Source organism: Flaviflexus sp. (assembly GCF_041440645.1).
Lineage (GTDB): Bacteria > Actinomycetota > Actinomycetes > Actinomycetales > Actinomycetaceae > Flaviflexus.
The window spans coordinates 1-22,862 of sequence record NZ_JASDVN010000019.1; the positions used below are offsets into that span (position 1 = coordinate 1).

The window sequence follows — 22,862 nt, forward strand, 5'->3', positions numbered from 1 at the left end:
CAAGGGTAATTTCAACAACTAACTACCCCTGCCACATAGTCTGACGCGCGACAGGAGAACCACAGATGACAACCACGTCGGACACATTTCACCCGAACATGAGTTCCACCCCGGACTACCTCTATCAGCTCACCGACGTTGAACGAACCTACTACTTGGGAGACCACAAGGTGGAGGCCCTCAAGGGCGTCAACCTCACCTTCCGGGAGGGTGAGTTCGCAACCATTCAGGGACCGACAGGTGGCGGCAAATCCACCCTCCTGCAGCTCCTTGGTGGCCTCGACCGGCCCACGACCGGCACGGTCATGCTCCGCGACATCAACCTCGGTCAGGCCCCATCCTCGGCGCTCACGAAGATCCGGGCGGAGCAGATCGGATTCGTCTTCCAGTCCTTCAACCTCCTCCAGACCCTCACAGCATCCCAGAACGTCGATGTTGCTCTCGAAGGTCGCGGACTATCGAAGGCGGAACGTGCAGAACGGGTCACCTACGCACTCCACCGGGTGGGACTCGCTGAACGTGCCGATCACAGGCAGGGTGAGCTATCGGGCGGCCAGCAGCAGCGCGTCGCGATCGCCCGCGCCATCGTCGCCACCCCGAGCCTCCTCCTCGCCGACGGGCAATCTGGACGAGGCCATGAGGGACGAGATCCTCGTCCTCCTCGAGGAACTCAACCGCGAGGGGCTCACAATCATCGCCGTCACTCACGACTCCGCAGTCGCGGCCCGCGCCCACCGACAAATCACCCTGGGCAAGGGACGGATCCACACGGACTCAAGCTTCCGGTAGACCCACCGTCCGCTACTCGGTGACGAAGACATGCGTGTGCGGCGACAGACTCCTGTCGCCGCACACAGCAATGATCTGATGTTTGCGCTCGGGAGATTGACCCGGTCGGTGGTTACGCCCCCTGGAGGGTGACGTCACCCTTGAGGACGAGTCCCGGCTCGAAGGTGTAGTCGCCCTTGACCGTCAGGCTCGTGACGTTCTTCAGTGAGGGAATGTTGCGGCACCGTTCCTCGAACTGCTCCATCGTGCCGAAGTAGTTCTGATCCAACGTGACCGTGGGTGCGGGGTTGACCGTCCGAACGATCGTACCGTTGTCCTCGAACTCATACACGTCGGAGCGGAGCACGAACAGGTCGTTCGTTGTCTTGACGGGCATGAACCGCTCCCGGCCGACCGCGATTGCGGTGGAGTTCGGGAACACCTCGATCGCGGATCCCATGCCGGTCTCGAGCTGGAAGACGGGCGTGGAGGACTTGTCAGTGGGGTCGACAGTCTTCGCGTTTCGAATAACCGGAAGCCCAAGGTAGCCGTTGTTGCGGGCCAGCTCGGCCGCCACGACCTCAAGGTCCAGCCACAGCGTGTTCGTGTTGAAGTAGTTGTGGCGGGAGATGTCCTGGAAGACATCCAAGTCTGCGGGATCTGTCTGTGCGACCTCGCGCAGTATGATGACGCCGTCTGATTTGCGGACGGCGAGGTGGCCGCCCTTGCGGTCCGATGGGGCGCGCTCACACACCTCCATGGCAAAACCCGCCCCACTGTCGGCAAACCACTGCGCAAGAACCGGGTCCGGGTAGGAACCGAGATTGTCCCCGTTCGTCACCATCGCGTACCGATATCCGCGACCGAGGAGGGTTCTGAGGATCCCTGAGGATGGGAGTGCCGTGTAGAGGTCGCCGTGGCCCGGCGGGCACCATTCGAGGCCAGGGTCCTTCTCCCACGTGACCGGCATGAGATCGTCCTGCCGGATCTTCGGGACCCTGTTCTGGAGGAAGCTGAGCGGAATCCCCTCGACGGGAAGATCCTCGTACTTGCTGAGGTAGTCGAGGGTCGCTTGTTCGGTCCGGAACGAGTTCATGAAAATGAGTGGCAGGTCGACACCGTACTGCTCGCGGACGGACAGGACCTGACGAACAATGATGTCGAGGAACGTCTGGTCCGGGGTGACGGGTAGCAGGGTCTTGGCTTCCTGCAGCCCCATCGAGGTGCCGAGTCCACCATTGAGCTTGATGACGACGGTGCGCGCAATCGCGTCCCCAACCGTTCCTTCACCCGTGAAGGATGCGATGTTGGTGAGCGTACGGATGTCATCTTCCCGCACGAAACCCGTCGATCCGCGCTTCACGGATTCCAGGTTCTGCACGAACACGCGAATAGCAAGATCGTCGAGACCGGCCTCGGTCATCTTCTCAACAGCAGCTGCACCAGCGTCGGTCACGCCATTCTCCCTTGAACCTACTTGGTTGTGCCCCGGACGAGACCGAGGATCCCTCCCACGAGTAAAGCACAGGTTGCGGCTATGAGGAGCCAAACGCCAAGCCCGAATGTGCTTCCCTGCGCGATCTGTGCGCGGTGGCTTGAGTTCGTGACAAGGTATGTGGCCATGCCACCAGCGACAATGCCTGCCACGACGGACAGTCCGCCGCCGACCAGAGCATTCTTCGGGGCACGGTTCGACATCATCATGAAAGCTACCGCAACCAACCCAGCGACGGCGGCAGCAAAGATCACGTAGGCGTTCTGAGATCCCGTTGCAGCACCCCACAGCCGCACGTCCTCCGTTGGCACGTGGATGAGGGTGACGAACGGAGACATGATCGCCATCATGGCCCCGACAACCGCGATCAGTCCGCCGATGAGACCAATGTTTGAGGGCGCGTACTGCTGAGAGTAGTGGTTCTGGTTGTAACCACCCACAGTTGCGTAGGGCATGCCGTTCTGCGTCACTGACGGCGCGGATGGAGCCGACGGTGCCTGCCAACCCTGCCACTGCTGTCCCTGGGGTTGCTGACCGCCCTGAACCCGCTGAGCTTCCTGACCCTGCGGGGCAGGCTGGCCCTGCTGGACCGGCTGCTGTCCCGCCCACGGGGACTGCGCCTGGCGCGGAGGCTGCCGTAGTTGCTGCCCCAGCACGCCACCGGTCTGCCGGGAGAAGGTGTGGGACCTCTTGATTCCATGTGGGTTCACTCGCGAGCCCTCGGGACGCGGCGGAATCGGGGCGGAGTTTGGGCGCAGGTCACCCGGCTCATACTCCGGTTCGGGAGTGTGAGCAGAAGGAACAATGGTTTTGTGATGCGGGAGTTCGTCCTCCGGCGGCAGAGCTGTCACTGATCGTCGTCGAGGATCTCAGCGTCCTGGATGTCGTCCTCAACGACGGCAGCCAGGATCTCGTTCGACAGTGCATCGATCTTGTCGTTCAGTTCTTTGATCTGGCGCTTCTGCTCCTTGGGCGACATGACCTCGATGAGGGGAATGGCGGCCTCAATCTTCGCCAGCTGTGACTTCCACGCCACGGCATTCTCGGCAACCTCGGGGGTGTTGGCGGAGCCGTACAGGTAGCTAGCCTGCTCACGAAGAACATGGACGCGTGCGCTCAGGCCAGGAACGCCCTTCTTGTCCTTCGCACCCTGGTAGCTTTTGAGCTTCCCGGTGAGCTTGGAGACCGCTTCCGGGTTGGACTCGATGACTTTCTTAATGACCGGTGCGTAGTTGCGCACCATTTTGACCACCATGGGGCCAGATACGATCGCCCATCGGATCAGGGCTGTAAATTTCGCCATCTCTCATCTCCTTCAGACCTTCCTAACTCTAACGTTCCACCAGGGGTTTCGCAGAGTTCGGCGCTGTCGGCGAACAGCCTAACGGAAGTCCCGCGACGTGACAGGCAGGGACAACGGGAGTGGTTCGAATCCGTCCGCCACGAAGTTGATCGTCCCGTCGGCCCGCTCCACCATGCCTCGAATGATGAGAGCCCTGGACCTCCTCGCAACATCCCGATACCGGTTCCACAAGCCTGACGAACACACGACGTTCAGCATCCCCGTCTCGTCCTCGATCGACATGAAGATCGTGCCTTTCGCCGTGTGAGGACGCTGCCGGTGCGTCACGATCCCGCCCACGAACAGCCGCTTCTCTATCGGAGCGGTCAAGATGTCGATGATGGGGAGGATGCCGCGCTCGCTCAACCGGTCGCGCACGAGAACGGTTGGATAGTCGTTCGAGATCCCCGTGGTCGTCACATCGGCCACCACCGTTTCCGCCCTGCTCATCTGCGGTAGCCGCGGCGCGCTCACCCCCACCTCCGTGCCGGGGATGGCGGGCTGGATCCAGCCGTGCTCCACCTTCTCGGCGGTGCCGAGCGGGCCGGCCGCCCACATGCCCTCGCGGCGAGACACCCCAAGCGACGTGAGGGCACCGGCCTCCGCCAGGGTCCGCAGCTCCTGCTCCCCCAGGTGCGCCCTGCGGGCCAGGTCCGCCATTGACACGAAGGGTTCGTCGCGGCGTGCCTGCTCGATGCGAGCCGCGCTCTCTCCAAGCCCCTTGACAGACTCGAGGCCAAGCCGAAGCACGAGGTCCCCGTGGGGTTCAACCCGATTGTTTCGGGGAACCTGTGGCCAGTTCTCCTCCCCCGGCACGAGCCCAACGCTCCTCTCGAGGCTCGCCTCGACAGCGGAGTGGTTGATGTCGGCGCGAGCGACCCGCACCCCGTGCCGCTTCGCGTCGGCCACGAGTGACTGAGGAGAATAGAACCCCATGGGTTGGGCTCCGAGCAGCCCCATGTAGAACGCCTCGGGGTGATGAACCTTGAGCCACGCGCTCGCATAGACGAGGTAGGCGAACGAGAAGGCGTGGGATTCCGGGAAACCAAAGTCGGCAAAAGACTTGAGGCTCTCGTAGACCTGCTCCCCCACGTCCTCACCAACGCCCTTGGCTCTCATTCCGTCCATGAGCTTGCCCCGTAGCGCCTCCATGCGCTGGATCGACCGCTTCGACCCCATGGCCTTGCGCAACTGGTCGGCCTCCGCCGGCGTGAAGCCGGCAGCATCCACCGCGATCTGCATGAGCTGCTCCTGAAACAGGGGCACGCCCAGAGTCTTCTCCAGGGCCGGCTTGAGGAGGGGATGCAGGTAGGTGACGGGCTCTCGTCCGCGGCGCCTGGAAATGTAGGGGTTGACGGCATTGCCCTGGATCGGTCCGGGACGAATGAGGGCAACCTCAACGACGATGTCGTAGAACACGCGCGGGCGGAGCCGCGGCAGGGTGGACATCTGGGCGCGGGACTCGACCTGGAAGACGCCCACGGTGTCCGCGGCGCACAGCAGGTCGTACACGCGCGGATCGTCCTCCGGAACCGTGTGGAGCTCGTAGGGCTCGCCCGACTCGCCCACAAACCCCTGGTTCGCGATCTCGGTGAACGCGAGCCGCAGGGCGGTCAGCATTCCCAGCCCGAGAAGATCAAACTTCACGAGGCCCGCTTCCGCGCAGTCGTCCTTATCCCACTGGAGGACAGTCCGCCCGGGGGCTGTGGCCCAACCCACCGGGCAGACGTCGATGACGGGGCCCTCGCACATGACCATTCCACCGGAATGGATGCCGAGGTGTCTCGGGAGGCGAAGCATCTGCTCGCCAATGGCCAACACCTGTGGATCTATACCGTCAACTGAATCCGTTGGTGTTGCCGCCTCCCCTCCTTCCCCGTCGTCGGCCGAGGTCAGGGAACCCCATCTCTCGACCGACTTTGACCAGGCGTCAACCTGGCCAAGCTCAAAACCTAACGCACGCCCAGCGTCACGCACCGCCATCTTTGGTCGGTAGCTGATGACGTTCGCGACCTGCGCGGCATGCTCCCGCCCGTGCATCTCGTACACGTGCTGGATGACTTCCTCTCGTCTGCGCGCCTCAATATCGATATCGATGTCTGGTGGCCCGCTCCTGCCCGGTGACAGGAAGCGTTCGAACAGCATCTGGTGCCGCACCGCATCAACGGCCGTGATCCCGAGAGCAAAGCACACGGCAGAGTTCGCGGCGGAGCCGCGACCCTGACAGAAAATGTTGTTGTCGTGGCAGAACTCGACAATCTCGTGAACGATGAGGAAGTAGCCGGGAAAGTCCAGTTCCTCGATGATCGCGAGCTCGTAGTCGATCTTCTCCCACGCTCCCACGGTCGTGTCACGATCCCCGCGGGGACCGTACCTGCGTCTCGCACCCCGATAGGTCAGCTCCCGCAGCCACGAGGCCTCGGTGTGCCCCTCCGGGACCGGGAAGGGCGGGAGCTGCGGTGCGACGTGGTGCAGGTCAAAGGCCAGTTCGCTCCCCAACTCACCCGCAGCATCGACCGCGTGCTCGTGGCGGGCATGAATGACCCTCATCTCCTCATCGGAGCGCAGGTAGGCACCGGAAGCGGGTAGCCACGCATCGATCTCTTCCAGAGTCGACCTGCTCCTGATCGCCGCCAAAGTGTCAGCCAGGGGACGTTCCTGACTGGTCGCGTAGTGCGCCTGGCCGGTCGCAACAACCCTCACCTTGCACTCCCGGGCAAGCTCCACGAGGGTGTCGTTGCGTTCCCGGTCGAGCGGGTAACCGAGGTCGGTGATCTCGACCGCGACGCTGTCTCTCCCGAAGAGAGCAACCAAGCGGTCCAGTTCCCGCTTCGCCGCCCCGTAGCCCTCCTGCTCGAGGGCGGTCCGCACCGCACCCTTCCGGCATCCGGTGAGGATCTGCCAGTGCCCGCCACCAGACTCCGCCAGTCCCTCGAGAGTGTAGTCGGCCCGCCCCTTGCTGCCCGTCGCCAGTTGGGCACGCCCGATCGCGGATGAGAGTCTGCGATAACCCTCGACACCGCGGGCGAGGACAAGCAGGTGCTGTCCCTCGGGGTCCCGTTCACCCGCCCTCTTATCGGCATAGACCCGCCCCTCCAGGGGCAGGGACAGCTCCGTTCCAATGACGGTGGGCAGGCCCACGTCGCGGGCAGCGGTCGCCAACTGGACAACCCCGGCAAGCCCATCGTGATCGGTGAGTGCGAGGGCAGACAGCTCGATGTCCACGGCGCGCGTGACCATGTCCTCCGGCAGGGACGCGCCATCGAGGAATGAGAAAGCAGAGTGAGCATGAAGCTCCGCGTAGCGGTGACCCATCAGCTGTAGATCCCTTCGAGGAACCAGCTGGCTCCGCTCCGGTAGATCAGGGCAGCGGGACCCTCCACCCCAACCTGAAGGTAGGCGCGCCGGTAGGCGTCCTTCGCCCACCATCTGCCGGACACGTTCCACGGTCCCGCATAGTTCCACACCCGGACCCTGCCGGTGTAGTAGCAGGAGGCGTGCGAGTAGCTGGGGGTGCGCTTACCCTGGTCCGCCACGAGTGAGAGGCTTGCCGGCTCCGGCCCCTCGCATCCGGTACAGGCAAGCTCAATCTCGGACCCCACGTACACGTTCCCGCCGCACTGGCACAACAGCGCCACCCGCGGAGGTTCCGGGAACACGATGGATGGCCAGGGCCGGGGAATCGCGCCAACCCAGGGCTTCGCGGGTTCTTCGCTACCCTTGGACAACTGCCAGTTCTCGAACTCGGTGGCCGAATCCGGGGACCTGCCGCCCGTGAACCGCACGGACTGCACCGCGGAATCCCCGAGCATGCCCTGGACTCGAAGCACGCTCCGCTGCGCCTGCTCCTGACCCTTGCGCCGATCTCCCCACAGGGAGGTCTGCTGGGTGCCGGCAGGAGACAGGTCGGTGGCGACCAGCTCCAGGTAGATCAGCTCGCCAAGGGGCTGCTCCTGCCTGTGATCCAACCACCCGGAGATCTGCCAGCGCACCCGGTCCGTCATGTCCCGAGCCCGGTTCACGCCGTCAACCGACCAGGTGCGGCTCTTCTCCATGCCGTTTGAGAAGCGTGCGCTCACCATGAGCTGACCGCACACCTGCATCCGCTCCGCCAGCTTCTCGGCCAGTTCATCGGACATCTGTTTCGCCAAGAAGACCGCCTGCTCTTCGTTGCTGATCGCCTCAACGTGGCGGCGGATGGCGATGTCGCTTGCCGGGGCGGTCGTGTGCGGAACCACGTGATCGGCTCCCTGGCACAGCCGCCACAGCACCGTTCCCGTGAGCCCAAACCGGGACGCCACCTGAGCGTGATCGAGGGCGGCAAACTGCCCGATCATCGCCACGCCCAGAGCCTTGAGTGTGGCGATTGTTGACTCCCACTCTTTGCGTGCCGTTTCCGTTCCAACAACGCTCATGACAGCGTCGAGCGGGAAGGGCTCCAGGAAGGACGCGGTCTCCTCGGGAGGCACGTTCGCACCGGCACGGGCCGCCAGGACACTGGTGAGGAGCCCACTACCAAAACCAACCTGGGACTCTTCCGACTGGCTCGCCACGGACGAGATGAGTGCCTGGGCGAGCTCGTCCAGTCCCCCGGCCATTCGTGCCGGTGCCGACGCCCCGAAGGTCACCAGTCCCGGGCGCACAATGATCGTCGAGGCAACATGATCGTCGATCGCGTCGAGGACCGCACCGAACACCCGTTCATCGCGATCATCGTCCCGGGCAATGACCACGAGGTCGGGAACGAGGGAAAGAGCCTTCCTCCGGGTGTCCCCGGCCCGAACCCCACGCTTGCGGGCGCCCGGGCTCGCCGCCCGCACCCGCGTGTCGCACACCGCCACGAGATCCTCGGGGGATGCAAGCGAGGATGCGATCGCTGCGGCAACTGGCCAATCCGGCACCCAGAGGGCGCCGCGCAGAGTTCCTAGCATGGCACTGCCCTCAATGCCCGCGGTGCCGAGACGAGCTCCTCCCCCGTCCAGAGACAGGAGATCCGCGACATCCCGGACGACACCTGAAAGCGCAGGCTCTTCACGTGCCCAACCCCGCCCGAGTACCCGTCGGCACCAGTGCTTTCGGCCCGGAGAACGGTCGAAGGGGTCGACCAGTCTGATGCGAGGATGGTTGCGCCGCGAGCGCGCACCCGCTGGACTATTGCGCGTTCGTCTCGCGCACCGAGTTTGAGGTTCCCGATGGCGATGATGTCGAAGCCGTCCGCGAGCGCGGTCAGGACATCCGCGGCTCGTGGTCCCGGGTTGGGGGTGTGCGCGGTTCGTGACAGGTCGAGTCCGTGTTCGTTTGCGGCACCCCAGCCCACCCAGGGGAGCCCGAGGAGAGCGATCCAGGCTCCCTGGGTGGAGGCGTGTCCTGCGAGAGCGAGCAGGATGGTTGCGGAGCCGGTGATGGTGATGACTCCAGGGGTGAGGGAGGGCAGGATCGGGTGGAGGACGTCGGGGGTTTCCCAGCCGCCTTTGTCTTCCACGCGGGCGAGACCGCTTGCTGTTTCTGCCTGGTGTAGGACAGTTCGTGCGTATTCGAGACGCTGTGCTTGGTTCATCACCCCTCCCTCAATAGAACATTTGTTCGATAGTAAGTTTAGGGTGCGGGAGGGTAAAAATCGACCGCAATATTTTGACGGAGCTGTCTGGCTTCTCACGCCCAGGTGTGATTGGTGACATAGACTGGGGCTATGAATCTTGATCGTCCTGTTGCACCAGATCCGTATGAGTCCCTCCCCCAGGTTCCGTCTTTTATCCTGGAATCCGACGATCTCGTTGCTGGGCAAAAGATGCCCAAGGAGCACACGAAGCCGCACGATAACGTCTCCCCTCACCTGTCGTGGCACGGGTTCCCGGAGGAGACGAAGGGATTCGTTGTGAACTGTTTTGATCCGGATGCTCCCACGCCTTCCGGGTACTGGCATTGGGGAATCATGGACCTTGATTCGGCTGTCACGTACTTGGATCGCGGTCAGGGCGAGTCCGATCTGTTCTTGCCCGGTGCCGCCTCTCACGTGCGCACCGATGGTGGCTTCTGGGGTTGGGAGGGCGCGAACCCTCCGGAGGGCGATCGTCCGCACCGCTACATTTTTGCGGTTCACGCTCTCGACGTTCCGACTCTCGGCCTGGACGATGATGTATCGATGACGGCGGTTGCTTTTAACGCGTTGTTCCACACGATTGCTCGCGCCACGTTGGAAGTGACGTATCAACAGTAGGTAGTCTTGGCTCGTGTTTGATGTTGTCTTCTACGAGCCCTGCATTCCGTCGAATACGGGCAATGCGATCCGCCTGTCCGCGTGCACGGGTATCACCCTTCACTTGGTTGAGCCTCTCGGGTTTAACTTCAGTGACGCCCATTTGAGGCGTGCGGGGCTGGACTATCACGACCTGGCCGATCTGAAGATCCACAAGAACTGGGATGCTTTGCTCGAACACCTGGGCCCAAACCGGAGAATCTATGCATTCACGGGGCACACATCGAACTCGTTTGCTGACGTGTCGTACCAGCCGGGCGATGTCCTCCTCTTTGGTCCGGAGCCGACCGGGCTGCCGGAGCGCATCATGGATCATGAGGCGGTGGCGAAGCGGGTGCGTATCCCGATGCAGCCTCACATTCGTTCCCTGAACTTGGCCAACTCTGCGTCGATCGCCATCTATGAGGCGTGGCGGCAGAATGGTTTTGCCGGAGCTGAGTAGCCCCGGCAAAACCTATCCCGCTCGTTCGGGTTCTTCACTGTGCTCGGTTAGAGCTTCTTCCGTCCGATCACGAGTCCGGCCCCAAGGACGAGGAGTCCGATGGCTCTTGCGATGAAGCCGCCAACCTGCGGACCCGTGAAGGCGAGGTTCCCCTTGTTCGGCGTGGGCCCCGCAGCTCCTGGGGTCTTACCTGGAATCTCTCCCGGGGTTTCGCTGGGGATCTCGAAGTCGACCCTGTCCCAACCGTCGATGTCCTCCTCGATGGACTCGTTGGGCTGGTTGGCGCCCTCCTCGAGAGGATCGTCCGGTGAGTCAACGTAGGCAATGTTGTGGCCGTTGCCGTCAATGTCTGCGGTGACGGTGAGCGTCTCGCAGCTATCTGGATCAAGGTTCCCGATGTAGAACGTGCCGTCCAGGAAGCGTTCATCGTCGGAGTCGAGTGCGGTGACGGACTGTCCGCCCGCGTCGGTGACGGTCACGGCCGTGGCGTAGCCGGGACCGACGTTGCACACCTCGATCTCGAACACTGCCGTGGTGGCGTCGATCGAGCTGATCCGCTTGTCGATGCGCAGGTCGGGTTGAGGGATCTCAACGGTGACGGTGTCGCCACGGTCGGTGTCGGTCTCAAGTGTGGGATTCGGTTCGAAGGTTCCCGCGTGGGGATGATCGTCTGCCTCCGTGAACGCACGGTTGGTGACGGTGTCGATTCCGCGTTCGGCCCTGGCCGTCACGGTGACGGTCTCGACCTGGCCGGGTGCAAGATCGCCCACGAACCACGTGAGGCCCTCGAGTTCACCCGTCGTGGGATCGCTCATCTCAACATCGGTCAGGTGCTCGTCCGGCAGCTCGGAGACGACCACACCAGCGATCGGTTCCCCACCAAGGTTCCCTACCTCAATGACGAAGGTGAGATCGTTCCGCTCGAGTGAGACCAGCTCCTTGTTGATCGCGAGCCTGCCTTCCCTGCTGATGTCGACGACGTCCGCCTGATCGGTGTCCTCCAGGACGGTCTCGTTCGGGATCGCGTCAAACGGGTCGGTCAGCTCCCGTGGGAGCACCGGGTTGTGCACGGATACCGCGTTGACGACGCGCTGCGCGTCGGGCAGGACATCTCCCGTCACGGTGGCCGTGACCTGGTCGCCGGCTCGCAGAGTTCCGATCATCCAGCTGGCACCCTGGGCGTCGCCCTGAGTCATGTCGCTCCAGACGATCGTGTCGGGATCCAGGCCGAGTCCGGGCAGGTCGGTGGCCGTCACTGCGCTCGCGGCTGCGATGACTCCGTCTTCGGGTTCGACATCGTTGGCGACCGTGATGGTGAAGCTCACGGGACCCGACGTCGGTAGTGCCCCATCGAAGCTCTTGTCGACCTTGAGGACAGGCGCCTCGGTCAGTTCAACGATGTCGCACCTGTCGGTGTCGGAGTCGACATCGACGTTGGGCACGCAGGTTGGGGGTGGCACTGGGGTGCAGTCCTCGCACGTGTCGGCGACAACCATGTTCTCGACGGGGCCTCCCGTGGCGGTACCGGTGACGGTCGCGACCGCAATCTCACCTTCGGGGAGATCCCCGATCCGCCACACGCCATCATCGACCGATCCCTGGCTAAGGCTGACGTACTCGATGTCGGCAAGACCCGCGACCGGGATGTCGAGAAGGCTTGCCCCGCGCACGGTTCCCGGGCCGCTACCCTTCACCTGGATCTCGAAGGTCAGTTCCTCGCCGGCCACGAGCGCGCTGCCGTCACCGACGAGGCGCTTGTGGACCTGGAGGTCGGCGGGCGGACCGACCGTTGTCGACGCGCTCGAGTTGATCATCGTGGTCGTTGCGCCGACCGTGCGGGTCTGGGCGGAGTTGACGAGCAGATCGCCGTTGGTGGCTCCCGCTACCGAGTAGTCGATGCTGTAGGTCGCGACCTGGCCGGGGCCAAGATCCCTGCTGATCCAGCGGACCGCCGTGATGTCACCCTGACCGTCCCACTCCTCCCAACTTGCGGAGGGGCTGCCCGGTGCGCCGTTCGATTCTGCGCTCGGATCGGGGCTGAGGGTTGCCGGGTCGGCGGTACTGACCCAGATCTCCGCTCCCTCGATGGTCGTGATGGTGACGTTGGCGGATGAGACGGTGCCACGACCGTCCCCCTCGTAAGGCAGGATGTCGATGGTGTCGGCCAGGGTCAGTGCATGGGCGTCCCTGTTCTCGAGTGTCACCGTCCACCTGTTGGAGCCGTCGAGTGCGAACTCGCTCGACTCGGACATTTTCGCCAGGTAGGCGCCCGACGATGCAAGTGCCGCAACGGATGCGGTATCGCTGTCGGTCCTGAGGCGGGTGCTCGTCTGGTTCTCGACCGCGACCTGGGCCGTGAGCGAACCGGTCCCGGTCCGGTGCACGGTCACGATCTCGGTGTCGAGCGGGCTTCCGAGCTCAATGCCGGAGGTCCACGTCAGGACCTGGCGTCCGTGTTCCTCGGTGATGGTCGGGTTCACGGCGGAGTCAACGTACTCGACGCCTGCGGGTAGAGTGAGCCGGTGTGCGACCTCGTCGGTTCCGCGATCGTTGAAGGGGGCTGCCGAGACTCGTGTGTTGACGGTCCAGGTGATCTCCTGCCCTTGCGACACGGTGTCCCTCGACGCCGTCAGGCCGACGGAGGTGCGGGACGGAACAACCTCCACCGCGTCCCGGAAGGTCGTTGTCGACCCATACCCGGGGGCCTCAGCAATCGGCGAGCCCGTCATGTTCCAGCCGCTCGTGATGTCGAGGCTGTGACCGCCCGCCATCCACGCCCGCTGCCCCTCCACAAGGTCCTCGGCGGCAAGGTAGCCCGCGCCGAGAATGGGGCGCGCCGTGAAGTCTGCGTCCTGGCGTGCCGGGTCGAACAGGATGCGAATGGCGGTGGGGTCCGCCACTTCGCTCGTTGACCACTCACCCTGTCCGCAATCCGGGTTCGCGAAGCCGCCGGGGATGGGGCCGTTCAGGTACTCGAGCGTGTAGTCGCTCAGTTGCGTGACGGAGTAGCGGCCGTTGTAGGAGGTGGTGCCGCCCTCGCGATCGAAGATCAGGCAGTAGCCGTGGGTGGTGCCCTCCGTGTAGTCGGCGGGTCCGTGCCCGAGGTAGTGGGCGGCGTTGACGATGCCGACCATCTGGTCCCCCGGCAGGATCGGCCCCCGACCCTGCCAGTTGTTGGCACCGGCAGAGAGCGTGCCGGTTCCCTGCTCGGGATCCCACACGTCACGGTGGACAGATGGCAGCGCCTCGGGATCGTCACCCGGTTCGGCCAGGATACCTCCCGCGCTCGGTGCGTGGCCGTTGACGAAGCGGGCGCTGACGGAACCATCGGACACGAGCGAGGTGACTGACAGGTCGTTCGTTGTCCGAATCTGCTCCGTCAGCTGACCCGATTCGGTTGCCGCCTCGACGGAGACCACTTCCGCAGACCACGACATCGCGTCGTTTTCGAGCTGCTGGGAATGGACCGGGTAGGTGAAGCGGAGGCCAAAGGACGCGACCGGGACCGTGTCGAGAACGTTGCCGGCGCCGTCGGCGCTGGGAGCGATCACGTCCGTGACAGGGAAGGTCAGTGTCAGAATGTTTTCCGTCAAGCTGACCGCCACCTCGGGAGCCTCATAGTTCGCTCGGTTTGCGGCCACTCCCGTGACCGCCCCACCCGTCCCGACGGGAGCGATCTCGAGCAGGCGATGATGCTCGGAGATGTCCGGCCCGCTCATCGTGTCGAGCCGCAACCTGATCGTCACGTCTCCGACAAGCGGCTCACCCCCGATGGGGACAGACACCATGATCGGTACCGTCGTCACGGCGTCAACGGTTTCGTCAAACATGTAGTCGTTTGCGGTCAGCCCCGACGGCGCAAGTGACACGTCGATGCCGGATTCGGCAACGATGGGTAGCTCGGGTGTTTTCGCGACGTTGCCGTGGGGGTCTGTGGCGGTGAGCGACAGCATGTCGCCATTCGCACCCCAGGCGCGCACGGGCACGGGCAGCATGCCGGCCACGCCATCGTCGTCCGGTGTCGTGAGAATGCACTCGAGGACCGTCGGGCTGAGCGTGGAGCCGTCGGCGCACTGCTCGGGCAGTGACACCATCGTGCCCGATTCCGCGGTGATGCGGAACGTGGTGCTCGTTGGTTCCGCGTCGTCCAAGAACCCGTGAGCGTAGTTCGCGTCCCACTCGAGGTTCATGACCGCCACATCACCCGACCGCATCTCCTCCGCCGGGCTATCCCACGTCGCGTTGAGACTTGCCGTCAGGTCAGCGTGCGCCGCCGTTATCCCCACTCCCGACAGGAGGCTCGTCATGGCCAGGAGTGCGAGGGGCCGCTTCACTGCTTCCTCCTCGAGATGAAGAGGGCAACGGACCCGATACAGATGATTAGGAGCACGATGGGTATCCACAGGCTATCCATGACGCCTCCCCACGTGGGTGGCGCCCGGAACTGGCCGGGACAGGGCATGATTGTTGAACATGATTGTCCTCTCGTCGATTTCGGGCTCAGCCCGCTCATCGAGAACAATCTGCCGATATACACCCCTCCCCGAAGGGACAGGAAAACCCCCTGTGGATCAGGGGGCTTGTGACTCTACGTGGACTATCTGCCTCGGGTGGCGATCTCCCAGGCGTCGTTCACCATGACATTGAGGGGAACTCCGAAGCCGCGAGCAATCGCAAGAAGTGTCTTCATCTGTGGATTGGTCATGTCGCCACGGGGCTTCTGGCCGTGCTCAATGTACTGGTAGTTGCTGAGATCCATTCCCACGGAGTCCGCAAAGGTCTGCTGGCTGATGCCGCGTTCTTTCCTGTACTGGACGCAGATTTGACCCAGGGCACGCGCGAAGACGGCGTCGGGAACGGAAGAAGTACTCACCCATTAAACCCACCACGAAGCCCACGCTCGGGCAACCGGTTATAACCGGTAACGCCTGTGACCTTTCCCCTAGGATTCAAGGGTTTGCTGGCCTGTCACCCGCCTCACCAGGAGCGCCACCCAGACATCGAGATCACGCTGATTCTCGTGCACACATGTCCCCACCGACTGACGCAAAAGGCGCCTGACGCGCCGCCTAGATCTCCGGTTTCAGTTCCTGGATGACGGCGTAGCAGGCGACCGCGGATGCTGCGGCCACATTGAGCGAGTCAACCCCACCCGCCATCGGGATCTTCACCGTGTGGGTGGCGGCCCTGATGGCGCGATCCGTGAGGCCCGTGCCCTCCGTGCCGAACATGAGGGCAACCCGGTCACCATCGGACAGATCCCGGCAGAACTGGGCGAGCGACACCGAGTCGTCCTTGAGCGCGAGGGCGGCAACCTGCCACCCCTGCTCCGCCATTTCCCCCACCTGCTTCCAGGAGGAGAACCGGGTCCACGGCACCTGGAAGACGGTGCCCATGGAGACGCGGACCGACCTGCGGTAGAGCGGGTCCGCACATCCCGGGCTCACGAGAACGGCATCGACGCCGAGTGCCGCGCAGGACCGGAAGATCGCTCCCACGTTCGTGTGGTCGACGATGTCCTCGATGATCGCGACGACGCTCGACTCCTTGATGAGCTCAATGGGGTCCGGCAGTTCGGGACGATTCATTGCGGCAAGGGCGCCGCGGTGCAGGTGGAAGCCCGTGATCGACTCGAGCACTTCCTCCTCGGCGATGTAGACGGGGGTGTCGGCGCCGTCCGCGCTCCCCGTTGCCATCTCGATCCAGGGTTCGAGATCACTGAGCCACTTGCGGGCCGTGAGGAAGGAGCGTGGCCTGTGTCCGGCTTCGATGGCTCGTTTGATGACGTTCGTTGATTCCGCGAGGTACAGGCCGCGTTCGGTTTCGAGTTTCTTGCGAAGCGCCACGTCCGTCAGCGACGTGTAGTCGGCCAGTCGATCATCGGTGCTTGTGAGCTCTACGTACACGGTGTCCTTCCATGGGTAAGGGCGGCAGGTTGACCTGCCGCCCTCGTTATCGTACCGGTGTTACGTCCGGGTCACGATGTGCCGTTTCTTCTATTCGTTGTCCTCGCGGTGGGGACGATCGGGCTCCTGTCCCGCGGTGTCGGATCGGCGTGCGCGTCGGCCCGAGTGCTCGCCAGCCTCAGAAGCCTCGTCGGTGGCCTTCGCGGCCTCACCCTTCGCTGCCGCGAGAGCGTCGTCAATGTCCGGGAGGGAGGTGTTGAGGAGCGCATCGGCAACGCCGTCGTCCTCATTGCCGAAGTCGACGCGGGGCTGCTCGGTGGGCTCGTCCGGGACGGGCGCCTGCGGGGTGCCGCCGAAACCGGTCGTGACCGCATTGAGTGCCTCGGTGAGCTCGGTCGGGATGATCCACATCTTGGAGGACTGCGAGTCCGCAATCTTCGGGAGCATCTGGATGTACTCGTACGCGAGTAGCTTGGGGTCCGCGTTACCGCGGTGGATGGCGTCGAAGACCTGGAGGATGGCTCGTGAGTCACCCTGTGCGCGCAGGATGGTGGACTGTGCGTCACCCTCGGCGGTGAGGATCGCGGACTGCTTCTCACCCTCGGCAGTCAGGATCGCGGACTGCTTGATACCTTCGGCAGTGAGGATGGCTGCACGGCGGTCACGTTCCGCCTTCATCTGCTGCTCCATGGCCGACTGAACGGTTGCGGGCGGGTCGATGGCCTTGAGCTCGACGCGGTTGACGCGGATGCCCCAGCGGCCGGTTGCCTCATCGAGGACACCGCGGAGCTGACCGTTGATCTGGTCACGACCGGTGAGCGCCTGCTCCATGTCCATCGAACCGATGATGTTACGAAGCGTGGTCACTGCGAGCTGTTCGATACCGGCCATGGGGTTGGCGATCTCGTAGGTCGCGGCCTCGGGACCGGTCACTTGGTAGTAGATGACGGTGTCGATGTTGACAACGATGTTGTCGGAGGTGATAACGGGCTGGGGCGGGAACGGCACGACCTGTTCACGAAGGTCGACGCGCTGGCGGACCTGATCGATGAAGGGAACGAGGAAGTGCATGCCCGGGGTGAGGGTGCGATGGTACTTACCGAGACGCTCAACGATCTGAGCTTCACCCTGGGAGACGATGCGGACGGACTTGAACAGCGCCGCCGCGACAAAAATAATGAGGACGAGGAGCAGGATCCAGAGAATGATCTGGCCTGGAGAGGTGTCTTCGAACATAGTTCCTTACCTTGGTGTGACGACTGCGTGAGCGCCGTCAATTTCTTGGACGATGACCAGCGACCCCGACGGAATGATGTCCCCGGCCGAACGAGCCGACCAGACCTCTCCATCGAGCTTGATACGGCCACCACGGGCGGTGACATCACTGATCGCTTCAGCCTGCTTTCCCACCAGGGCAGCAGAATTTGTCGTTGTATCAGGAGAAGAGTTGTGCACGTGGTTGCGGGCCCACGGACGGACGGTGAAGAGCAAAATGACCGAGACAACGACGAAGACCACGACCTGGATCACGACGTTATCGGTGAAGCCGGCGGCACCCGCAGCGGCAAGCGCACCGCCTGCCAGCATGAGGAACGTAAAGTCGACCGTCAGCATCTCGATAATGCCAAGCACTATCGCGATGATCAGCCAAGCCATCCAGCCCATTATTTCTCCTCTTCTTCGGGGTTTTCAGTATACGGTCGCGAACCCCTGGGGCCGGCTAGGAAAGATGCGCACGGGCGGTGTAGCGCTCCCCAGCCTTCTCCAGATCGAGCTCAATGTTGAAGCATTCGGACAGGTTCTCGCTGGTCAGGACATCATCGATCGCGCCTTCGTCGAGGACGCGACCGTCCTTGAGAAGAAGAACGTGCGTGAATCCCGCGGGGATTTCCTCCACGTGATGGGTCACGAGAATCATGGACGGCGCGTACTCGTCGGCCGCGAGCGTCTTGAGCGACCCCATGAGCTCCTCACGACCACCAAGATCCAGACCTGCCGCAGGTTCATCCAGGAGCAGGAGCTCCGGGTCGGGCATGAGGGCGCGGGCGATGCCGACGCGCTTCTTTTCACCGGAGGAGATGGAGGCGAACGTGCGGTCGGCCAACTGACCCACTCCCATGGTGGCGAGCAGGCCGCGAGCGCGCCGATCGTCCTCCTCGTCGTACTGTTCGCGCCAGTGCGCGGTCACTCCGTAGGCGCCGGTGCGCACCACGTCGTGGAGGCGTTCGGAACCCGGGATGCGAGCGTCGAGCGCGGAGGAGGCGAGGCCGATGAGGGGATGCAGTTCGGCGGCGTTGGTCTTGCCGACCTTCTCACCGAGGATCGTCACCGATCCGACGGTGGGAAAGAGGCGTGCGGCGGCGAGCTGAATGAGGGAGGTCTTCCCGGCCCCGTTGGGGCCGAGAACCACCCAGCGCTCGCCTTCATTCACGGACCAATCGACTCGATCAACAATGTTGCGGTTTCCGCGGCGTACTGATACTTGCTGTAGTTCTAGAACATCTCCCATAGTTCCGAGTTTAGTGCACTCAGAACCTGTCGAGGACTCGGCGATAGAAGTCCATCGTTTTCACCGCGATGGACTCCCAGGAGAAGTGCTCCTCGACGCGCTTGCGGCCCGCCGCACCCATCTGTGCCGCCCGCTCCCTATCGGAGCAGACCTCTGCGAGCGCGGAGGCCAGATCGGCCTCAAACTGGGCAGGATCCTTCGGCGTGCCCGTGCCATCATCGACCTGGTCGATGGGGACAAGGAGACCGGTTTCGCCGTGGACGATGCAGTCGGGGATGCCACCGGTGTCGGATCCAACGACGGGCAGGCCGCAGGCCATGGCCTCGAGGTTGACGATGCCGAGGGGCTCGTACACGGACGGCGTCACGAACGTCGTGGACATGGACTGGAGGAACACCATCCTGTCGTGGGGCAGATGCTCCTCGATCCACACGATGCCGTCGCGTTCCTTCTGGAGGTCTTCGACGAGACCGCGAACCTCGTTCGCGATCTCCTTCGTGTCGGGCTTGCCGGCGCAGAGAATGACCTGGATGTCTTCCGGCAGCTGGGCTACCGCGCGCAGGAAGTGCGGGACGCCCTTTTGGCGGGTGATGCGACCAACGAAGATGATCGTGGGGCGCTCCGGGTCGAGCCCGTAGGACCGGAAGTACTCTTCGGCCTCATCAAGGGACTCGGGACGCTTCCACGAGTCCAGGTCGATGCCGTTGTGAATGACCTCCACCTTGGATTCGTCGACGTTCGGGTAGCTGCGAAGAATGTCGTCCCTCATGGCCCGAGACACGGCAACGAGGCCGGCGGCACCCTCGTACGCGGTCTTCTCGGCGAAGGAGGACAGCTCGTAACCGCCGCCCAGCTGCTCGCGTTTCCAGGGGCGGAGCGGCTCAAGGGAGTGAGCGGAGATGATGTGCGGAATGCCGTACATGAGGCTGGACAGGTGCCCCGCCAGGTTCGCGTACCACGTGTGGGAGTGGACGAGGTCGGCTCCGTCGACGCCCTCAACCATCTGAAGATCGACGCCGAAGGTCTTGATGGCGTCGTTGCCCTCAAGCCCCTCGAGGTAGTCGTATCCGTTGACGGTCACACCCTCGACGACGGTCTCATCACGCGCACCGTCGAATGCATGCACGTGCACATCGGCGTGATCGGCAAGCACTTTCGACAGTTCAGCAACATGCACTCCAGCACCACCGTAAATGGATGGTGGATACTCGCGTGTCAATAGATCTACTCTCATGGGATGCACCTTTCTGGTCGTGAAAACCCTCCCTCCATGGTACCCAGGCAAATTAAGATTATCTCCAAACTCGGTGGTCTCCATCACGCTCTTGGGTATAGTTGAAACCATGAGATCTAATCCCCGTGTCCTCGCCATTGTCCTCGCCGGTGGGGAAGGAAAACGCCTAATGCCGCTCACCGACGAGCGCGCTAAGCCGGCTGTTCCCTTCGGCGGCATCTACCGACTGATCGACTTTTCCCTGTCGAACCTCGTGAATTCGGGGTACCTCAAGGTCGTCGTTCTGACCCAGTACAAGTCCCACTCCCTTGACCGTCACATCGCCAAGTCGTGGCGCATGTCGACGATGTTGGACAACTATGTTGCGCCGGTTCCCGCCCAGCAGCGCATGGGCAAGAACTGGTACCTCGGTTCTGCTGATGCTGTCTATCAGTCTCTCAACACGATCGAGGATGAGCGTCCCGACATCGTCATCATCCTGGGTGCGGACAACATTTTCCGCATGGACTTCTCCCAGATGGTTGAGTCGCACATTGACTCCGGTTTCCCCATGACCGTTGCCGGCATCCGCCAGCCCCTCGAGCTCGCCGACCAGTTCGGCATCATCGACGCCGATCCGGATAACCCGGTCAAGATGCGTGCGTTCCTTGAGAAGCCGAAGAACGCTGAGGGTCTGAAGGACTCCCCCAACGAGGTCCTCGCCTCGATGGGTAACTACGTGTTCAACACCGATGCCCTTATCGATGTTCTCAAGGCTGACGCCGATAACCCCGATTCGAAACACGACATGGGTGGCTCGATCGTCCCCACGTTCGTGGAAGCAGGCCAGGCCGGCCTCTACGACTTCACGTACAACGACGTTCCCGGCTCCACCGAGAAGGACCGCAACTACTGGCGTGACGTGGGTACTCTCGATGCCTTCTACGACTCGAACATGGACCTCATCTCGGTCAGTCCCGTGTTCAACCTGTACAACGACAAGTGGCCGCTCTTCACCGGCTACCGCGGTCTGCCGCCCGCGAAGTTCGTGTACGGTCACCACGAGCGCCTCGGTCACGCCCTCGACTCCCTCATCTCCCCAGGTGTCATCATCTCGGGTGGCGAGGTCATGGGCTCCGTGCTGTCCCCGCACGTCCGCGTCAACTCGTGGTCGTCGGTCCGGAACTCGATCCTGTTCGACAACGTCGTGATCGGCCGTAATGCCACGATCTCAAAGGCCATTCTCGACAAGAATGTGCGCGTCGAAGAGGGAGCTCAGCTCGGTATCGATCCTGAAGAGGATCGTGCCCGCGGATATCAGGTAACGGAATCCGGAATCGTCGTGGTGCCGAAAAACAGTATCGTGAAGAAATGACGAATCCCAACGGAGGGGACACGGTTCGACTCGGGCTCGTGTCCCCTCGTCCTTTGCCCGACGCATACCTGCGCCACGCCACCGGTTATCTCGAATCTCGGGTCAGCGACCTGACGATGACCGAGGTGCCCGTTGACGGGTTTGCTGCCACGACCTTCACGGGAACAGCGACAGACACGTTTGAGGGGTGGAATGCTGAGCTCATCTCCCCCGCCACCGCACTCGGCATCGACGCCGCCCTCACCTGGGGCGAACTCGCAGAAAACGGCCCCTCCCTCATCGTCACCGACGTTGACTCGACCTTCCTGCAGGACGAGGTCATCGAGCTTCTTGCGCGCCGCGCCGGCAAGGAGGACGAGGTCAAGGAGGTGACCGATCGCGCCATGCGGGGAGAACTCGGTTTCGAGGAATCCCTCAAGGAACGCGTCGCCACCCTCGCAGGCCTTCCCGTGACCATCATTGAGGATGTCGCGAACGAAATCAGGCTCACCCCCGGCGCCGACACTCTCGTGAGACTCGCTCACGACCGGGGCGCCAAGTTTGGTCTCGTCTCGGGCGGCTTCACGAAGGTCCTCGACCCGCTCGCAAACGAGCTCTCCATCGACAACTGGATCGCCAACGAGCTCGAGGTCAACGACAACGCGCTGACGGGCCGCACCATCGGTCAGGTTGTTGGCCGGCAGACCAAGGCCGCCACCGTCACCCAGTGGGCGGAAAGCTACGGCATCCCCCTCGAACGCACCGTCTGCGTTGGGGACGGAGCAAACGATCTCGACATGCTCGGCATCGCCGGCCTCGGAATCGCCTTCCAAGCCAAACCCATCGTCCGCGAGCAGGCCGATGCCAACATCACCCTCAACCGCCTCGATGCGGTGGGTGCGCTATTCGGATGGTCGTGAAGTGGCTCAACGCTAACTCTGCGTCTCTACCTCATAGGCACGACCACTGATGAGTCCATCCGAGGATGTGAATAGAGCGTGAAATTAAAGGTGGCGGTGTCCTCACACTGCCACCTTCGCTCTATGTATTCACCATATTCACCATATTCGCCGCCCGTATGTTGACTGATTACGACTGAGGGCGAAGGACGTCCGTGATAGTTCCAGGACCGGTCCATTCATCGAACTCGAGAACGATGGCGGTGGAGGGCGAGACTCCGCCCCGAACCTCGTGAACGCGGGGCGACGTGGAGGCGAGGATGGCGGCGGCCGCGGAGATCGTGGGTTCGTGACCAACGATCAGCACGGTCTCCTGCTCTGCCGGCAGGCTCTGGACCAGATCGATGACGGTCTGGTGGGAACCCAGATACAGTTCCGACATCTCAACCGCATCGACATCGAGTTGGAGGAGACGGAACGTCTCCTTGGTGCGGGACGAGTCGGACACGTACGCGGCATCAAAGTGACCATCCAACTGCCTGCCGCGTTCCTTCGCCTGCTCGCGACCCTCGTCGCTTAGGCGCCTGGCCCGATCCGGGCTCCCGTCAGCGGCCCGAGCGTGTCTCATGAGAACAAGTTTCATGCCTTCACCTTATCGGGAGATGAGGGCAGATCCAT

General features: G+C 63.1%; 19 protein-coding genes. 5 read left to right on the top strand and 14 right to left on the bottom strand.

Annotated features, from left to right (window positions below):
* Window positions 1–65: 65 nt before the first annotated feature.
* Window positions 66–812, top strand: coding sequence for an ABC transporter ATP-binding protein (locus QMB98_RS02440; RefSeq protein ID WP_371684054.1), 747 nt, complete (start codon window positions 66–68; stop codon window positions 810–812).
* 89 nt (window positions 813–901) lie between these two features.
* Here the strand turns inward: QMB98_RS02440 and QMB98_RS02445 are convergent, their stop codons facing one another.
* From QMB98_RS02445 to QMB98_RS02470, 6 genes are all read right to left on the bottom strand, one after another.
* Complete coding sequence (locus QMB98_RS02445) at window positions 902–2,191, bottom strand: UTP--glucose-1-phosphate uridylyltransferase (RefSeq protein ID WP_371684150.1); 1,290 nt, start codon at window positions 2,189–2,191, stop codon at window positions 902–904.
* Window positions 2,192–2,241: 50 nt separating this feature from the next.
* Window positions 2,242–3,114, bottom strand: coding sequence for a hypothetical protein (locus QMB98_RS02450; RefSeq protein ID WP_371684055.1), 873 nt, complete (start codon window positions 3,112–3,114; stop codon window positions 2,242–2,244).
* On the bottom strand, window positions 3,111–3,566 hold the full coding sequence (locus tag QMB98_RS02455; RefSeq protein WP_371684056.1) for a hypothetical protein: 456 nt from the start codon (window positions 3,564–3,566) through the stop codon (window positions 3,111–3,113). The genes QMB98_RS02450 and QMB98_RS02455 overlap by 4 nt, the downstream gene beginning before the upstream one ends.
* 78 nt (window positions 3,567–3,644) lie before the next feature.
* Window positions 3,645–6,920 carry an error-prone DNA polymerase gene (locus tag QMB98_RS02460; protein ID WP_371684057.1) on the bottom strand — a complete coding sequence of 1,092 codons (3,276 nt, stop codon included), beginning with the start codon at window positions 6,918–6,920 and terminating at the stop codon, window positions 3,645–3,647.
* Window positions 6,920–8,536, bottom strand: a complete 1,617-nt coding sequence (locus tag QMB98_RS02465) for a hypothetical protein (RefSeq protein ID WP_371684058.1) — start codon at window positions 8,534–8,536, stop codon at window positions 6,920–6,922. The genes QMB98_RS02460 and QMB98_RS02465 overlap by 1 nt, the downstream gene beginning before the upstream one ends.
* Window positions 8,530–9,162: a hypothetical protein gene (locus QMB98_RS02470; protein WP_371684059.1), complete on the bottom strand. Its 633-nt coding sequence runs from the start codon at window positions 9,160–9,162 to the stop codon at window positions 8,530–8,532. Before QMB98_RS02470 ends, QMB98_RS02465 begins: the two co-directional genes overlap by 7 nt.
* Before the next feature lie 132 nt (window positions 9,163–9,294).
* Between QMB98_RS02470 and QMB98_RS02475 the strand changes: the two genes are divergently transcribed.
* A complete protein-coding gene (locus tag QMB98_RS02475; protein WP_371684060.1) occupies window positions 9,295–9,822 on the top strand; it encodes a YbhB/YbcL family Raf kinase inhibitor-like protein in 528 nt (175 codons plus the stop codon).
* A 13-nt stretch (window positions 9,823–9,835) separates the two neighbouring features.
* Complete coding sequence (locus QMB98_RS02480; protein WP_371684061.1) at window positions 9,836–10,303, top strand: tRNA (cytidine(34)-2'-O)-methyltransferase; 468 nt, start codon at window positions 9,836–9,838, stop codon at window positions 10,301–10,303.
* 47 nt (window positions 10,304–10,350) lie between these two features.
* Here QMB98_RS02480 and QMB98_RS02485 read toward each other — a convergent pair whose 3' ends face one another.
* The 7 genes from QMB98_RS02485 to glgA all read right to left on the bottom strand — a co-directional run bounded on the left by QMB98_RS02485 (window position 10,351) and on the right by glgA (window position 19,952).
* Window positions 10,351–14,637: a hypothetical protein gene (locus QMB98_RS02485; protein WP_371684062.1), complete on the bottom strand. Its 4,287-nt coding sequence runs from the start codon at window positions 14,635–14,637 to the stop codon at window positions 10,351–10,353.
* Between the two features lie 263 nt (window positions 14,638–14,900).
* Entirely contained in the window at window positions 14,901–15,176 is a 276-nt protein-coding gene (locus QMB98_RS02490; RefSeq protein WP_371684063.1) for a helix-turn-helix domain-containing protein, read from the bottom strand.
* 196 nt (window positions 15,177–15,372) lie between these two features.
* Window positions 15,373–16,209: a TrmH family RNA methyltransferase gene (locus tag QMB98_RS02495; protein ID WP_371684064.1), complete on the bottom strand. Its 837-nt coding sequence runs from the start codon at window positions 16,207–16,209 to the stop codon at window positions 15,373–15,375.
* Between the two features lie 90 nt (window positions 16,210–16,299).
* A complete protein-coding gene (locus QMB98_RS02500; RefSeq protein ID WP_371684065.1) occupies window positions 16,300–17,445 on the bottom strand; it encodes an SPFH domain-containing protein in 1,146 nt (381 codons plus the stop codon).
* Window positions 17,446–17,451: 6 nt separating this feature from the next.
* Entirely contained in the window at window positions 17,452–17,865 is a 414-nt protein-coding gene (locus QMB98_RS02505; RefSeq protein WP_371684066.1) for an NfeD family protein, read from the bottom strand.
* Between the two features lie 64 nt (window positions 17,866–17,929).
* Window positions 17,930–18,718, bottom strand: coding sequence for an ABC transporter ATP-binding protein (locus QMB98_RS02510; protein ID WP_371684067.1), 789 nt, complete (start codon window positions 18,716–18,718; stop codon window positions 17,930–17,932).
* A 19-nt stretch (window positions 18,719–18,737) separates the two neighbouring features.
* A complete protein-coding gene (gene glgA, locus QMB98_RS02515; RefSeq protein WP_371684068.1) occupies window positions 18,738–19,952 on the bottom strand; it encodes a glycogen synthase in 1,215 nt (404 codons plus the stop codon).
* A gap of 109 nt (window positions 19,953–20,061) precedes the next feature.
* On the opposite strand from glgA, the gene glgC reads away from it, so the two are divergent.
* Window positions 20,062–21,306, top strand: a complete 1,245-nt coding sequence (gene glgC, locus QMB98_RS02520; protein WP_371684069.1) for a glucose-1-phosphate adenylyltransferase — start codon at window positions 20,062–20,064, stop codon at window positions 21,304–21,306.
* Window positions 21,303–22,205, top strand: a complete 903-nt coding sequence (gene serB, locus QMB98_RS02525; protein WP_371684070.1) for a phosphoserine phosphatase SerB — start codon at window positions 21,303–21,305, stop codon at window positions 22,203–22,205. The genes glgC and serB overlap by 4 nt, the downstream gene beginning before the upstream one ends.
* Window positions 22,206–22,374: 169 nt before the next feature.
* On the opposite strand, the gene QMB98_RS02530 is transcribed toward serB, so the two are convergent.
* Window positions 22,375–22,812: a histidine phosphatase family protein gene (locus QMB98_RS02530; protein WP_371684071.1), complete on the bottom strand. Its 438-nt coding sequence runs from the start codon at window positions 22,810–22,812 to the stop codon at window positions 22,375–22,377.
* Window positions 22,813–22,862: the final 50 nt, after the last annotated feature.

What these genes read in the sequence shown, in the direction of transcription:
- QMB98_RS02440 (WP_371684054.1), top strand. Translation starts at nt 66, where the DNA reads ATGACAACCACGTCGGACACATTTCACCCGAACATGAGTTCCACCCCG.
- QMB98_RS02445 (WP_371684150.1), bottom strand. Translation starts at nt 2,191, where the DNA reads ATGACCGAGGCCGGTCTCGACGATCTTGCTATTCGCGTGTTCGTGCAG.
- QMB98_RS02455 (WP_371684056.1), bottom strand. Translation starts at nt 3,566, where the DNA reads ATGGCGAAATTTACAGCCCTGATCCGATGGGCGATCGTATCTGGCCCC.
- QMB98_RS02460 (WP_371684057.1), bottom strand. Translation starts at nt 6,920, where the DNA reads ATGGGTCACCGCTACGCGGAGCTTCATGCTCACTCTGCTTTCTCATTC.
- QMB98_RS02465 (WP_371684058.1), bottom strand. Translation starts at nt 8,536, where the DNA reads ATGCTAGGAACTCTGCGCGGCGCCCTCTGGGTGCCGGATTGGCCAGTT.
- QMB98_RS02470 (WP_371684059.1), bottom strand. Translation starts at nt 9,162, where the DNA reads ATGAACCAAGCACAGCGTCTCGAATACGCACGAACTGTCCTACACCAG.
- QMB98_RS02475 (WP_371684060.1), top strand. Translation starts at nt 9,295, where the DNA reads ATGAATCTTGATCGTCCTGTTGCACCAGATCCGTATGAGTCCCTCCCC.
- QMB98_RS02500 (WP_371684065.1), bottom strand. Translation starts at nt 17,445, where the DNA reads ATGTTCGAAGACACCTCTCCAGGCCAGATCATTCTCTGGATCCTGCTC.
- QMB98_RS02505 (WP_371684066.1), bottom strand. Translation starts at nt 17,865, where the DNA reads ATGGCTTGGCTGATCATCGCGATAGTGCTTGGCATTATCGAGATGCTG.
- QMB98_RS02510 (WP_371684067.1), bottom strand. Translation starts at nt 18,718, where the DNA reads ATGGGAGATGTTCTAGAACTACAGCAAGTATCAGTACGCCGCGGAAAC.
- glgA (WP_371684068.1), bottom strand. Translation starts at nt 19,952, where the DNA reads ATGAGAGTAGATCTATTGACACGCGAGTATCCACCATCCATTTACGGT.
- glgC (WP_371684069.1), top strand. Translation starts at nt 20,062, where the DNA reads ATGAGATCTAATCCCCGTGTCCTCGCCATTGTCCTCGCCGGTGGGGAA.
- serB (WP_371684070.1), top strand. Translation starts at nt 21,303, where the DNA reads ATGACGAATCCCAACGGAGGGGACACGGTTCGACTCGGGCTCGTGTCC.
- QMB98_RS02530 (WP_371684071.1), bottom strand. Translation starts at nt 22,812, where the DNA reads ATGAGACACGCTCGGGCCGCTGACGGGAGCCCGGATCGGGCCAGGCGC.